We start from the raw sequence: 13,502 nt of genomic DNA, 5'->3' as shown, positions 1-13,502 counted from the left end.
TGAATTTATGTATATCTTAGAGGATTCGTAGCCGGACACATGGCATAAGGCCGGGTTTTATATGTATTCTAAGATGACCTGATACTGTATGAAAGATTCACCTTTTACACCCAAGTTTTTCTCTATTCTGAAGGAAGGAATTTCCAAGGAGCAACTGCGAAAAGATGTCATTGCCGGCGTTATCGTCGGCATAGTGGCCTTGCCGTTGGCTATTGCTTTTGCGATTGCATCCGGTGTTTCGCCTGATAAGGGGTTGATTACAGCTATCGTTGCAGGTCTGCTGGTCTCTGTGTTGGGAGGGAGTCGTGTTCAGATTGGTGGTCCGACCGGTGCGTTTATTGTGATCGTATATGCGATCGTGCAGGAGTTTGGTGTGGATGGATTAATCATTGCCACTTTTATGGCTGGAATTATATTGATCGGGATGGGTCTCGCCCGGTTAGGAAATCTGATGAAGTTTATTCCTCATCCCTTAATTGTAGGGTTTACCAGTGGTATTGCGGTTATCATTTTCTCGTCACAGATTAAAGATTTTTTTGGTTTTCCCATTGATTCAGTTCCTGCGGATTTTATAGAGAAATGGAAGCTTTATGCGCTTCATTTTGGCCATATAAACTGGGTGGCGGTCATCATCGCTTTGGGGACTATTGTCATCTCCCTGAACTTTCACAAAATCAGCAGTAAAATACCGGGTTCCATTGTGGCCATAGTGTTAAGTACGGTTCTGGTCCTCTTCTTTGAAATGCCGGTGGAGACTATCGAATCTTCTTTTGGAGAAATACCCAATAAACTTTCAATGCCCACTATTCCCCAAGTTGATTTTGCAACCATTCAAAAGTTGATCCAACCTGCTTTTGCGATTGCTTTACTGGGCGGGATAGAATCCTTACTCTCTGCCGTGGTTAGTGACGGTATGATCGGTGGTCGACACCGATCCAATGCAGAGCTCGTCGGCCAAGGGGTAGCTAATTGCTTTTCTTCCATGTTCGGAGGAATACCCGCCACGGGTGCTATTGCCAGAACAGCTACGAACGTAAAAAATGGGGGACGCACACCAGTAGCCGGTATCGTCCATGCCGTGGTCTTGCTCATCATTATGCTGGCTTTGGCACCACTGGCTAAGCTGATTCCTATGGCTTGTCTGGCAGGAATCCTCATCGTGGTGGCTTATCATATGAGTGAATGGCGCCAATTCGTGTCTCTGCTCAAAGGGAATAAGTCCGATGTCATGATCTTGTTGGTTACTTTTTTTCTCACCGTCGTATTTGACCTGATCATTGCTATTGAGGTAGGAGTCGTGCTATCCAGCTTTGTATTGATGAAGCGGGTGAGTGATACGACAACGGTTAGACACCTGGGAAACTTGAGCCAAGACCAGGATGAACACGTTGAAGTGTTGTTTGAAGATGAGATTCCCGTCCTCCCCAAAGGGGTGATAATGTATGAAATTCATGGTGCGCTGTTTTTTGGGGCCGCGCAGGCTTTTCAGGATACGATTAGTCGACTCAGCGATCGGCCTCGGGTGTTGATACTGAGGATGCGTCATGTTCTGTTCATTGATGCGACCGGTATGTATCGACTCAGAGAAATGATTACCAAATTTAACCGCCTCAATACAAAGGTTATTCTTTCCGGCGTCAATAAGGAGGTGATGGAAGATTTGGAAAAAGGAGATATTTATGCGGTGTTGGCTCCTGAAAACATCACGGACTCGATCGAAGGGGCTGCCCAAAGGGCCGCCGAGATTATTGAAACGGACGCGTCATAGTCGGCTGTTTATATCCTTTTATTAGAGTTGTCCAACTTTTATGTTTGATGAAGCTAAATGCTTATATTTGCATGAGTTTGAACTAATAGCTTATGATAAAATATACTTTAGAAAAAATTAATTGGCTGGCAATTGTAGCCTTGCTGATCATGGTGTTGGGCCTTTTTTCCTGTAGTACACCGGAAGAGTCGGGAAAACTCAAAGTAGTGACGACGACGACGATGTTAACGGACTTGGTTAAAAATATCGGTGGGGAGGTTGTGGAAGTGGAAGGATTGATGGGTGCCGGGGTAGATCCGCATTTATATAAAGCCAGTGAGGGAGATGTGTCCAAGTTATTTGGAGCAGATATTATCTTTTACAGTGGCTTACATCTGGAAGGCAAGTTGGTGGATGTTTTTGAAAAAATGAAGGTGCGTGGTAAAGAAACCATTGCTTTAGGTGAAACCTTAGATAAAAATCAACTTATAGGTTCGAAGTTGTTTGCCTCCAATTATGATCCCCATGTGTGGTTCAATATTCAGTTTTTTAAGCAATTTGCCGACAAGGTTACTCAAATACTTTCAGAAGCGGACCCGGAAAACGCTGAATTATTTAAAGAGAATAATACGGTCTATCAGAAAAAACTGGATGAACTGGAAGTAGAGGTCGAGCAGATCATTGAAACTTTACCCAAATCGAAACGGATTTTAGTGACCGCCCATGATGCTTTTAATTATTTTGGAAAACGGTATGGTTTTGAAGTCGTTGGTTTGCAAGGAATATCCACGGCTACAGAGGCCGGGGTACAGGATGTACAGCGGCTTTCAGATTTTATTATTGAACACGAGGTTAAGGCTATTTTTATTGAAAGTTCAGTGCCGCGACGGACGATAGAGGCGTTGCAGGCTGCGGTGCTTTCCAAAAACCATGAGGTGGCTATCGGCGGATCGTTGTATAGTGATGCGCTAGGTAATCCGGGAACAGAAGAAGGAACCTATATTGGGATGTTCAAGTACAATGTTAAAACGATTGTCAATGCATTGCGATAACAATACATAGAATAATGACGGAAGAAAAACTGGCAATTAGTGTCGATGACCTGACCGTGGCTTATGATTACAAGCCGGTGTTGTGGGACATTGATCTGGAAGTGCCTGAAGGGGTGCTGATGGCGATCGTCGGGCCAAATGGTGCCGGGAAATCCACCCTGATCAAGTCAATTTTAGGGATTATAAAACCCATAGCGGGCAGTGTGTCGATCTTTGGAAAGCCGTATAAGAATCAACGTAAGCTGGTGGCTTATGTGCCGCAAAAAGGAAGTGTAGATTGGGATTTCCCGACAACAGCCGCCGATGTTGTCCTCATGGGAACCTACGGAAGCCTGGGTTGGATCAGACGACCGGGTCAAAAAGAAAAAAAAGCAGCACTGGAGGCTCTGGAGAAAGTGGGAATGCTTCCTTTTAAAAACCGGCAAATCAGCCAACTGAGCGGCGGTCAGCAGCAGCGGGTATTTTTGGCACGTGCATTGGTGCAGGATGCCTCTATTTATTTTATGGATGAGCCGTTTCAAGGGGTCGATGCAACAACGGAAATAGCCATCATTAATATTCTCAAAGAATTGCGTAAAGCTGGCAAAACGCTGGTCGTCGTTCACCACGATCTTCAGACCGTGCCCGAATATTTTGATTGGGTAACTTTCCTCAATGTGAAAAAAATCGCCACGGGGCCTATTAAGGAGGTTTTTAATGATGATAATCTGACCAAAACGTATGGAATTAACTACAAGGTGGCGGTGAATAAATAGTCGGTGGACGTCTAAAATATTTAAAGAAAAAAAACATGGCAGATGTAGAATACAAGTTTGAGGAGTTAAGGGTATATCAAAAATCGTTGGAGTTTATTGACGAAGTTTATGATATTGCAAAGGACTTTTCGAACGATGAGCGATTTGGATTGACTTCTCAATACCGAAGAGCAGCTCAGTCCATTGCCTTGAGTTTGGCTGTACTGATCCACAATTCAATCGCTCAAGGCTCTGTAAGGGAAAGTGTTGTCAGCTCCACCATTGCAACCTGACAGAAATATATTCCAAATGAAAAAACAACCTCCAGGTTAAGACTACCCCAAATGGACAAAATGATTACAAACCTTCAAAAGTACCAAAAGAAATTAAATGACGAATGACAATAACTGCAGACCAAAGAGAACTCACATCGACTACTGACTAAAGACCACGGACTATCCAATGACCAATAGCGAAGCGTACCAATAACCGATAACCGAAATGACAACAACCACTGAATATTGTGCTCGTAAAGACTACAGACTATTAACTACAGACTATTGACAATAAAATGACTTTTACAGAATATTTCCAAATGGTTTTTTCTGATTATACCCTGCGGACCATCACGATAGGTACCGCTGTGTTGGGTGCCATTTGTGGTATGCTGGGGAGTTTTGCGGTATTGCGCAAGCAAAGCTTGTTGGGTGATGCCATTTCGCATGCTGCATTGCCCGGTATAGCATTGGCGTTTTTGATCACTGGTGCCAAAGAAACCCATGTGCTGATGCTGGGCGCTTTGGTCTGTGGTCTGCTCGGAACTTTCTGGATTCGTGGGATCACTTCCAAGACGCACCTAAAAATGGATACGGCCCTGGGTTTGATTCTTTCGCTGTTTTTTGGTTTTGGCATGCTGTTGCTTACATATATCCAAAAGCAACCCAATGCCAATCAGGCAGGGCTGGACAAGTATTTATTTGGTCAGGCAGCTACTTTGGTTGAAAGCGATGTGATGATTATGATTGGAGTGACGGGCATCAGTCTGATTATTCTATTGTTGTTCTGGAAAGAATTCAAGATTATGTTATTTGATATGGATTATACCAAAACCCTGGGATTCAATGTCAAATTTATCGATGCGTTGATTACATTTTTTATTGTATTAGCCATTGTGATCGGGCTTCAGACGGTCGGCGTCGTATTGATGAGTGCCATGTTGCTGGCACCGGCGGCTGCAGCTCGTCAATGGACGAATCACCTCTGGGTTATGATCGTTCTGGCAGCCGTATTGGGCGCTTTGGCCGGGGTCGTTGGGACCGCGATAAGTGCCAGTCAGGATAACCTTTCGACCGGACCTGTGATTGTTTTAGTGGCCGCAACCTTTGTTTTGATTTCATTTGTGTTTTCACCGGGACGAGGTTTGCTTTTTCGTGAAATACGTTTCCGCAGGAACAGGAATGATCTTAAGCTGAAAAAGACATTGCAGTTGATGTTTGATATTGCCAAAACCCATGAAGATGTCACCCATCCCCACTCCATCCGTATATTAAATGACTTTCATGGCTTTTCCAGAAAATCATTGAGAAAAATGGAAGAGAGGCATTGGGTTGAAATTGACGGATTGGAATGGTCATTAACCGAACACGGGTTCGATGCAGCTAAAAATCTTTATAACCAACAACTAAAAGATGAGTAGTGCACAGCTGGACATACAATTAATTGCTGCCGTAGTAGCAGCTGCCTGTGCCATCCCCGGTGTGTTTTTGGTGTTGCGGAAAATGGCTTTAATTAGTGATGCAATCAGCCACTCGATCTTGCCGGGTATCGTCATTGGTTTCTTTATCACCCAGGATTTAAATTCTCCTATACTCATTTTATTAGCGGCGGTAACAGGTATTGTCACCGTGGTTTTGGTGGAGATTATTCAAAAAACAGGATTGGTCAAAGAAGATACAGCCATTGGTTTGGTCTTTCCGACCTTATTTAGCGTGGGGGTTATTCTGATCGCCAAAAATGCGAGTGACATACATTTGGATATCGATGCGGTGTTGCTCGGTGAGCTGGCATTTGCTCCATTTGACCGGCTATTGATCGCCGGTCGGGATATGGGACCTAAATCCCTTTGGGTGATGGGTACGATCCTGGTGGTCACTGTTACTTTGATGGTTTTATTTTTTAAAGAACTCAAAGTCAGCACTTTTGATGCCGGGTTGTCGGCGGCTCTGGGTTTTTCTCCCGTCGTACTGCACTATGGCCTGATGTCGGTGTCGTCCATCACGATCGTTGGTGCATTTGATGCCGTGGGTGCCATCCTCGTTGTTGCCTTGATGATTGCACCTGCTGCTACTGCTTATCTATTGACGACGGATTTGAAAAAGATGCTGATTCTGTCGGTGCTTTTAGGCGTCTTTTCAGCAATCGCAGGTTATTGGCTGGCACATTTGCTGGATGCTTCGATTTCGGGTTCCATGACCACTGTTTTGGGGATTGTTTTTTTGATGGTGTACTTGTTTGCGCCGGATAAGGGTTTGCTCTCTGTGCTTTATCGTCAAAAACAACAGCGCACAGAGGTTTCTTTGATTACCTTTTTGCTGCACCTCAATAACCATTCTGAATTAAGCGAACGACACCTAAATCATTTGCAAGAGCACATCAATTGGCAGGAGGTACAATCCAAAACAGTGGTGGAACTGGCTCTGAAAAATAATATGATTACGATCGAAGATCAAATCGTATCACTTACCGAGAAAGGCCGGAATTTCACCGGTCTGGCACTGGAATACATCATGACCAATCGAGATGACAAAATAGAGCATGTCAAAGATGATTTCTTTTTGTTTCGAGGATGAGTCGCGCTACTGCACGATAATCTCATCCACGAACAAGAACATTCCTTTGTCCGGAATCCGGGGCAGAGCGGCTTCCACCTTCAGGTATTTGGTCTCTTGTGGTGGAAATGCAATGGTGAAGATGCTGTCCCTGGTTTTAGAGCTGTACTGAATAGCATTGTTATCAATATCTGCGGTAGTAATTTCCGTGTAGTGCTCGCCATCCACCGAGACGGATACCCGGATCTGTTCCGGAAAATATATCCCCGACCCCTGATCTTCGATGGCGGAATAACCGATAGACCGGATGGAAGAGGATGAGTTAAAATGAATCTCTGCGTCGACATTTTTATTTAATAATCCCAACCACCGCCCATTGCCCCAGTTGTCGCCACCAAATTGTCCATCAACCAGGGTTTGTGGTCCATCTGCCATGTAGCTGGAATAGGGCCGTGTTCCTAAAACAACTTCTTTGCCGAGAGCTTTGTGTACGATGACTTTTTTGACCTCCGGTTTTACAATCTCTTTTTCGTTCTGATAAGCCCCGGCCCGGATCGTGGTTGTTTCTGATAAAGGAAAAGGACCGGCATAGGGCATTCCCTGGGCTGGTGTGGGTGGACTTTGATCCATGGAATAGTAGAGGTCACTTGGAAGCTCTGGGTCGAGGCGGACATACAATTCATTGGATTGATGGTCCAACGATACATTGATGAGTGGACGAAAACTGCTCGGTGCATACTGAATATCCTGATGATTATAAAAATCCAGCAGTCGGGGAATTTTTTGCGTAAACACACTCCAGTCTTTTTTGTGGCGGGGAGACCAGGCCGACTCAGCCAGCGCTGCGATGCGGGGAAAAACCATATATTCTACCTGATCGGAATGGTCCATATATTCGGTCCAGCAGTTGGCCTGAATGCCAAGAACCTGATTTCCATATGTGTCTTCAATGGCTGCCGGGTAAGGCTCATACTCATAGACCTGAGTGAGTGTCGAAAGCCCTCCGAATGCCGGAGGTTCGTGTTTGCTGGTGCTTTGATAATGATCAAAATAATAAATATTGCCTGGCGTCAGCACGGATTCATGACCTTCCCGGAGCATTTCATCCACATCGTCCGCTCGACCATTCCCCCAATACATAATCGCTGCCGAAGGGCTTAAATTGCCTTCCAGAATTTCGTGCCAACCCATCATTTTTCGATCATGGTCCCGTAAAAACCGGTCAAAATGATTGACAAAATGACTTTGTACTTCTTCCGGTGTATAGTGTTCACGTTCCATGAGTTTTTTATCCCGGGCACATTGGGTCCAGTTGCTTTTGTTCACCTCATCGCCCCCAATATGGATGTATTCGGATGGAAAAAGATCCATGACTTCCACCAATACATCTTCGAGTATATCATAGGAAGCCTGGAGGTTCGCGCAATATACACCGATGTTCGGGAGGTAATCGCCCTTTTCATCGATGCATCGAAGTTCGGGGTAGCACTCAAATACAACTTCCGAGTGGCCGGGCAGCTCAATTTCGGGCAACACCGTAATGCCTTTTTGGGTGGCATAAGCGACCACCTCTCGTATGTCTTCCTGGGTATAAAATCCACCGTATTTGGGCCGGGGGTCTCCTGATCTCCACACTTCAAAATCCTCCCAGGGTTTTTTGTCTTCTTTGACGACCCGCCAAGCTCCGACCTCTGTGAGTTCGGGATGGGATTTTATCTCAATTCGCCATCCGATGCCATCGACAAGATGCCAGTGAAACACATTGAGCTTGTGGAATGAAAGCATATCAATGTATTTTTTTATAAAGGGTACCGGCATAAAATGTCGGGAAACATCCAAATGCATGCCCCGCCAACCAAACCGGGGATAGTCATTAATGACCAAAGAGGGTAACGAAGCCGTGCTGATTTCTGCCGGATCAGCCGGCAATAATTGCCGGAGTGATTGAACGCCGTGCCACAGTCCGGGAGTGTCATGGGCGGAGATCACGATGCTTTGCGTGTGGATTTCCAGGTTGTAACCTTGGTCGCGTATGCTGGTATCCGTAGAATGTCTTAAGGAAATCCCGCTGTGGGTCGATAAGGTGCGGTCGATCATTCTTATTTTATAACCCCCGCCAAGGGTTGTAAGTAAAAGTTGAGCCGGGAGCATCATCGAAGAATCCGTGATGTAGATGATCGAATGATCATCGATTACAAAAGGAGATAAATGCAGTGCCTGAACGGAGACAGGCTCTGGAATGATGTGGATGGGCTGTAATTTAAGATCTTTCCGGCAGGACGAAAAAAAAGAAAAGCCCGCCAAAAGGAAAATGATACATTTTATCGGAAGCAATTTCATGTGTGCTTTTTTGACCGCAATAACTGTTAGAGACATTCTCGTATGCTACCATAGAAGACAAGGTAATGAAAATGAAAATTTTAAACTATTTAAAGCGGCATAAACGTTAGATTATTTAATTTCATCCCAAATTAATCGATATGTCCCCTTTGCGGTTTTTAATTTTTATAGGTGTGTTGTTAAGTGGTGGACCCATAGCGTTTGGTCAAATACCAGATAGCTGCAAACTCAATTTCGGAACCAATCTGGCCGGATTGGCAGACTATGGAACAGAAATACCTTTTGTGGACCTTATGCGTACTTCCCGGACCTGGTACACAAAGTCGGTCGGAGACCCCAATGATCCTTTTAATTCAGGCTTCAAAGATGAGATGACTTTCCGGGAGGATGGTTATCCTACCCATGTGCCTCAAAATGTACCCGGATCAGACTATCCACAGCGGGTGGTCACTATATGGGCTATTACCGATGGATGGCCGGCCGGAGCGTATACGGTTCTGTGGGAAGGTGACGGGGAGCTCAGCTTTTGGGGCGGACACAAGAACCTGAAGCAAACCGGGGATCACCGCATCGTTTTTGACTTCCCTACACCGAAAGAGGGTATTCTGGAAATGACCATCCGACGATCTGAAAAGGATAACCCCATACGCAACATTCGGGTATTGATGCCCGGTACAGAGTCTACGTATCAGACACAGCCTTTCTATGATTTGTGGCTGGAAAAACTGCAACCCTTCAATTCGGTGCGTTTCATGGACTGGGGACAGACCAATAACTGGGGGCAATCCGGTCCCGGAGATATCGCAGATGACAATCTGGTGGACTGGGCAGAACGTAGTCAAATGGATCATTATACCTGGGCTTATAATAAGGGGGTTCCTTATGAGATGATGGTGGCGTTGATGAATCAGGAAAATATCGATGGATGGGTGTGTGTGCCACATACAGCCAGTGAGGATTATATTCGGAAAATGGCCCGGTACTTTAGAGATCATCTCAAGCCAGATCTTAATATAACCGTAGAATACAGCAATGAGATCTGGAACTGGATCTTTGGACAGACCCACTGGACGAATAAATATGGTGTAGAGGAGACCGATGCCATCTGGCCGGAAGGAACCGTTCCGTTTATACAGCGGATGCTCGATTACTGGACGGATGAATTCGACGGAGAACTCCACAGAACTACCCGAGTGGTGGGCGTGCAGACTGGCTGGACCGATGTGGCGGAACGAGTGGTGCGAAATGTCGATCCCGAATCATTTGATGCAGTGGCTCCAACCTATTACTTTTCTTTCAATGAAGATGGGGATGAAACTCTCGATAATCTGGGGAGCGCTGCCACTGTGGCTGATCTGGCTCGGTTTGTCCGGCAAAATATGACGCAGGGGGTTCACTTTATTGAGGAAGTGCAAACCATCGCCAGTTCACTGGGTAAAACCCTGGCTTTTTATGAAGGCGGACAACATTTTACACCGCACCCATTCGGTGTAGAGCCCTCTTATGCTCAGGCATTGCTCGATATCCAGCGCGATACCGCCATGTACCATCTTTATCAGGAATGGTTTTCCGCATTGCGGTCCATTCATCAAGGCGATGAACCGTGGTTGATGATGAATTTCTCTTTTGTCTCTGCCCGGAGTGCCCGGTATGGCAGCTGGGGAATTTTGGAATCCATGGATCAGGATACCGATCTGATTCCTGCGCCAAAATATAAAGCGATTATAGAAGCGGTACAGAGTTATAAGGGCTGCGAGGTGCGTACTTCGACTGCTGAGAATAAGTGGATGGATTCATCCATCGTGGTGTTTCCCAATCCCGCTTCTGGTACTGTACGCTTTAGTGGATTGGAGGGTGCGTTCCGCGTAGCTGTCATGGATACCACCGGGCGTACATTAAAAACAACACTTATTCATCCTGGCGATTCCCTGGATATACAGGATGTGCCACATGGAGTTGTATTTCTCAAATTGACTGATCTACGAACGGGAGCCGTGGTCCATCGCAAAGTAGTGAAAACCAATTAATTGGACTGGATGATCAAGAAAAGTCGCGATACTTACATCGCAGATCTCTTCCATTATCCATATAATCATGCTTTGCGTCCCTTCTATATGCGGCAATCATGAACTCAAATGGTATTAATGATCTGTCAATTTTCCAGTAACACCCACATCAGTATAGCATCGGCCGTGCCGTCCATCGTCGGTTCATTGGTCGAATAATCGCCGATATCATCGTGATAGGTCACGAAGTCATTTTGGAAATCTGCAAATTCATCGGGGTTAAATAAAGTCAAACCCAATAAGTTATCATAGATGGATCGATACACCGGACCATCAACCAATCCACCCGCTGGCGTATCCTGTAAAATCATCCTCGAAGGAATATGCACATCAACGGGTGTTTCACCCCCGACAGGAATGCCGGTAAACATGGAAGTTCCCCAGGGGTTTCGGCCGAACAGCCAATCCCGGTGCAGCACCATTCCCTGATGAAACTGTTTATCACCTGTCATTTTCTCATATAGAGCGATTTGTGTGATAAAATTGACCAGCAAATTATTGGAGCACCAGATAAATGGAATACCAATTTCAAAAGCATTGGTTGATGCACGTCGCAGCACATTTTCAATGTTCATCCGATACCAATGCGACAGGGTGTCTTTGAATTCATCCGGAGCAATGGCGTGCAATAAAAAATGTCCCATATTCATAAACGGATACTTCTGGTAATGGTCCATGGTGTCGCGCATCATCCACCCGTCCGGGCCAATAGCACGGGCGTGATCCATAGCTTTTGTCAAATAGTCTACTTCGCCGGTCAGTTTATACAATTCTGCTGCACCCCATTCCATGTCATCGTGCCAGGAGTCTTCATTGTATCGATAGGGTGCCCCATAAGAATTTCCTTGTTGGTATCCGGGGTTCTGTTCACCCATGTCATACAGTTCTATGGCCGCATTTTTGCACCTTAGTGCAAATCCGGCATCGATATTCTCAAATATTTTGGAACCAAGGGCCAATGCCGCAGCACAACGGCCCGCCAGATTGCTAATGCCGGTAGATGTGCTTTTCCATTTGTTCAGTCCCTGTGGAGCTCCATTCGCAAAATAAGCCGGCCGGTAGGAGTTTTCGCCCCAACCATAATCTGCATTGTCATCGTTTGGTAGTTTAAACCCCCGGTGATCCCGGTCATCTGCGATCTGGTGGATCAGCCAGCCATCCTGGGGATGCAATTTTAGAATCCAATCCAATCCCCATTTGGCTTCATCGAGGATGTCTGGAATCTGGTTTGGGTTTGAGTGTCCCATCGCATCGACCTGATCATCGAACGAATCCGGAGCCATTTGATAGGCCAGGAGCATTCGGGCCGTCGCATTGGAACTGGTAATCAGGTATTTTAATTGATCACCGGCATCATGCCAGCCGCCGGTGAAATCATAAAACGAAGAATCTGGAACGGGTCCGTAAAAGAGTTTCCCGTCACGCTGGTGACATACCATATCAAAATAGGGATTGTAACCGCAGCGTTGCTGTCGCATAAAAGCCAGTAAATCGTGCTGGTAGGGTTGGTAGGGATTTTCCTTGACCAGAATGGAAGCTACTTCTTGGTTTCCGTAGTGGAGTTTATAAGTGCCGGTTTCCGTCATAGCAGAAGCGTTCAAGGTATATTGATTTTTAAATTGCCCCCACAGTCCGGTCTCTGATTTTTGATATTCTATCCTTTGTGGATGGTGACCTCCTTCCATGACCAGGGTGAATTCCTGTCGTAGGGGTTTTGTAGCCATCACAAAGAGGATCTTTTCCTCAGAAGGGTGATAGCCGACTTGATTGTAGCGAACGTGGATCTCCTGGCTGTGTATACCACTGATGCAAAAAATCAGACCGCAGATTAAAGCTGTTTTAATGGAGACGGTGGGTGGAATAAAGCATTGTGTCATAAAAAATAATTTTTATCACGATAGATTGATCAGCATGATCGGTGTTATTTGAAAAGAACTTGTAAGATAAAGAAATATCATCAGTATTGGATATTATTAAGGAGAGCACATGACTTTGTTATAGGTGCTTCCGTGTATTTTAAGCCAATCCTAAGAAAATAAAGGTCTGGTCTCCGTATATTTACCATTTATGAAGATTCTGATCATAGAGGACGAACCAGGTATTGTTAGCTTCATCCGCCAGGGTTTGGAGGAAGAATCCTATGAAGTAATAGCTGAAAAAAATGGAATTTTCGGTCTGGAGCGTGCCACGACAGAACCTTTTGATGTGATCCTGTTAGATTGGATGCTGCCGGGCTTATCTGGTATCGAAGTATGTCGTCTTTTGAGAGAAAAGGACAAGATTACCCCGGTGATTTTTTTGACATCCAAAGATACCGTACAAGACACGGTGATGGGGTTGCAGGCCGGAGCCAATGATTACATCAAAAAACCATTTCAATTTGAAGAATTGCTGGAACGCATCAAAGTTCAGACTCGTACCAGGCTCCAGGAAGCCGAGACACTGACTCTGGGAAATATTACCATGGATGTGTTGGCTCATGAAGTACGTAAAGACGATCGGCCAATCGCTCTGACCAAAAAAGAATTTTCCCTGCTCGAATACATAATTCGTCGGAAAGGACAGGTTTGCCGGCGTTCTGAGATTATAGAGGAGGTGTGGGATATCCATTTCGAGATGAGTACCGGCGTGATCGACGTGTACATCAATGCGCTGAGAAAAAAATTGGATCTTAAAACCGAGGAAGACCATATCCAAACCGTCCGGGGTGTGGGGTACATGGCTAAAGAATAATA

General features: G+C 45.4%; 10 protein-coding genes. 8 read left to right on the top strand and 2 right to left on the bottom strand.

The genetic code is table 11. The features are described 5' to 3' along the window. Window positions 1–88: 88 nt before the first annotated feature. The 6 genes from KUV50_RS07925 to KUV50_RS07900 all read left to right on the top strand — a co-directional run bounded on the left by KUV50_RS07925 (window position 89) and on the right by KUV50_RS07900 (window position 6,382). Window positions 89–1,768, top strand: a complete 1,680-nt coding sequence (locus KUV50_RS07925; protein WP_222579586.1) for a SulP family inorganic anion transporter — start codon at window positions 89–91, stop codon at window positions 1,766–1,768. A gap of 92 nt (window positions 1,769–1,860) precedes the next feature. Beyond that, window positions 1,861–2,799: a metal ABC transporter solute-binding protein, Zn/Mn family gene (locus KUV50_RS07920; RefSeq protein WP_222579585.1), complete on the top strand. Its 939-nt coding sequence runs from the start codon at window positions 1,861–1,863 to the stop codon at window positions 2,797–2,799. Window positions 2,800–2,813: 14 nt separating this feature from the next. Continuing rightward, entirely contained in the window at window positions 2,814–3,554 is a 741-nt protein-coding gene (locus KUV50_RS07915) for a metal ABC transporter ATP-binding protein (RefSeq protein ID WP_222579584.1), read from the top strand. Window positions 3,555–3,589: 35 nt separating this feature from the next. Further along, window positions 3,590–3,826 carry a four helix bundle protein gene (locus KUV50_RS07910; protein WP_222579583.1) on the top strand — a complete coding sequence of 79 codons (237 nt, stop codon included), beginning with the start codon at window positions 3,590–3,592 and terminating at the stop codon, window positions 3,824–3,826. 278 nt (window positions 3,827–4,104) lie between these two features. Beyond that, complete coding sequence (locus tag KUV50_RS07905) at window positions 4,105–5,229, top strand: metal ABC transporter permease (RefSeq protein WP_222579582.1); 1,125 nt, start codon at window positions 4,105–4,107, stop codon at window positions 5,227–5,229. Then, entirely contained in the window at window positions 5,222–6,382 is a 1,161-nt protein-coding gene (locus tag KUV50_RS07900) for a metal ABC transporter permease (RefSeq protein ID WP_222579581.1), read from the top strand. The genes KUV50_RS07905 and KUV50_RS07900 overlap by 8 nt, the downstream gene beginning before the upstream one ends. Before the next feature lie 6 nt (window positions 6,383–6,388). Here KUV50_RS07900 and KUV50_RS07895 read toward each other — a convergent pair whose 3' ends face one another. Beyond that, window positions 6,389–8,701 carry a beta-N-acetylhexosaminidase gene (locus tag KUV50_RS07895; RefSeq protein ID WP_222579580.1) on the bottom strand — a complete coding sequence of 771 codons (2,313 nt, stop codon included), beginning with the start codon at window positions 8,699–8,701 and terminating at the stop codon, window positions 6,389–6,391. Window positions 8,702–8,841: 140 nt separating this feature from the next. Between KUV50_RS07895 and KUV50_RS07890 the strand changes: the two genes are divergently transcribed. Beyond that, a complete protein-coding gene (locus KUV50_RS07890; protein ID WP_222579579.1) occupies window positions 8,842–10,728 on the top strand; it encodes a T9SS type A sorting domain-containing protein in 1,887 nt (628 codons plus the stop codon). A 125-nt stretch (window positions 10,729–10,853) separates the two neighbouring features. Here the strand turns inward: KUV50_RS07890 and KUV50_RS07885 are convergent, their stop codons facing one another. Continuing rightward, window positions 10,854–12,644 (bottom strand): glycoside hydrolase family 9 protein, encoded by a 1,791-nt coding sequence (locus tag KUV50_RS07885; RefSeq protein WP_222579578.1) that lies wholly within the window; start codon window positions 12,642–12,644, stop codon window positions 10,854–10,856. A 190-nt stretch (window positions 12,645–12,834) separates the two neighbouring features. Here KUV50_RS07885 and KUV50_RS07880 point away from each other — a divergent pair, with 190 nt between their 5' ends. Then, a complete protein-coding gene (locus KUV50_RS07880) occupies window positions 12,835–13,500 on the top strand; it encodes a response regulator transcription factor (protein ID WP_222579577.1) in 666 nt (221 codons plus the stop codon). The last annotated feature ends 2 nt before the right edge of the window (window positions 13,501–13,502 follow it).

The sequence above is a fragment of the Membranihabitans marinus genome, assembly GCF_019802045.1.
Lineage (GTDB): Bacteria > Bacteroidota > Bacteroidia > Chitinophagales > Saprospiraceae > Membranihabitans > Membranihabitans marinus_A.
The sequence above is the reverse complement of the archived record's forward strand: the minus strand, read 5'-3'. Positions and strand labels throughout refer to the sequence as shown.

Excerpts from the sequence above, each read along its gene's own strand:
- KUV50_RS07925 (WP_222579586.1), top strand. The coding sequence starts at position 89 with ATGAAAGATTCACCTTTTACACCCAAGTTTTTCTCTATTCTGAAGGAA.
- KUV50_RS07920 (WP_222579585.1), top strand. The coding sequence starts at position 1,861 with ATGATAAAATATACTTTAGAAAAAATTAATTGGCTGGCAATTGTAGCC.
- KUV50_RS07915 (WP_222579584.1), top strand. The coding sequence starts at position 2,814 with ATGACGGAAGAAAAACTGGCAATTAGTGTCGATGACCTGACCGTGGCT.
- KUV50_RS07910 (WP_222579583.1), top strand. The coding sequence starts at position 3,590 with ATGGCAGATGTAGAATACAAGTTTGAGGAGTTAAGGGTATATCAAAAA.
- KUV50_RS07905 (WP_222579582.1), top strand. The coding sequence starts at position 4,105 with ATGACTTTTACAGAATATTTCCAAATGGTTTTTTCTGATTATACCCTG.
- KUV50_RS07900 (WP_222579581.1), top strand. The coding sequence starts at position 5,222 with ATGAGTAGTGCACAGCTGGACATACAATTAATTGCTGCCGTAGTAGCA.
- KUV50_RS07895 (WP_222579580.1), bottom strand. The coding sequence starts at position 8,701 with ATGAAATTGCTTCCGATAAAATGTATCATTTTCCTTTTGGCGGGCTTT.
- KUV50_RS07890 (WP_222579579.1), top strand. The coding sequence starts at position 8,842 with ATGTCCCCTTTGCGGTTTTTAATTTTTATAGGTGTGTTGTTAAGTGGT.
- KUV50_RS07885 (WP_222579578.1), bottom strand. The coding sequence starts at position 12,644 with ATGACACAATGCTTTATTCCACCCACCGTCTCCATTAAAACAGCTTTA.
- KUV50_RS07880 (WP_222579577.1), top strand. The coding sequence starts at position 12,835 with ATGAAGATTCTGATCATAGAGGACGAACCAGGTATTGTTAGCTTCATC.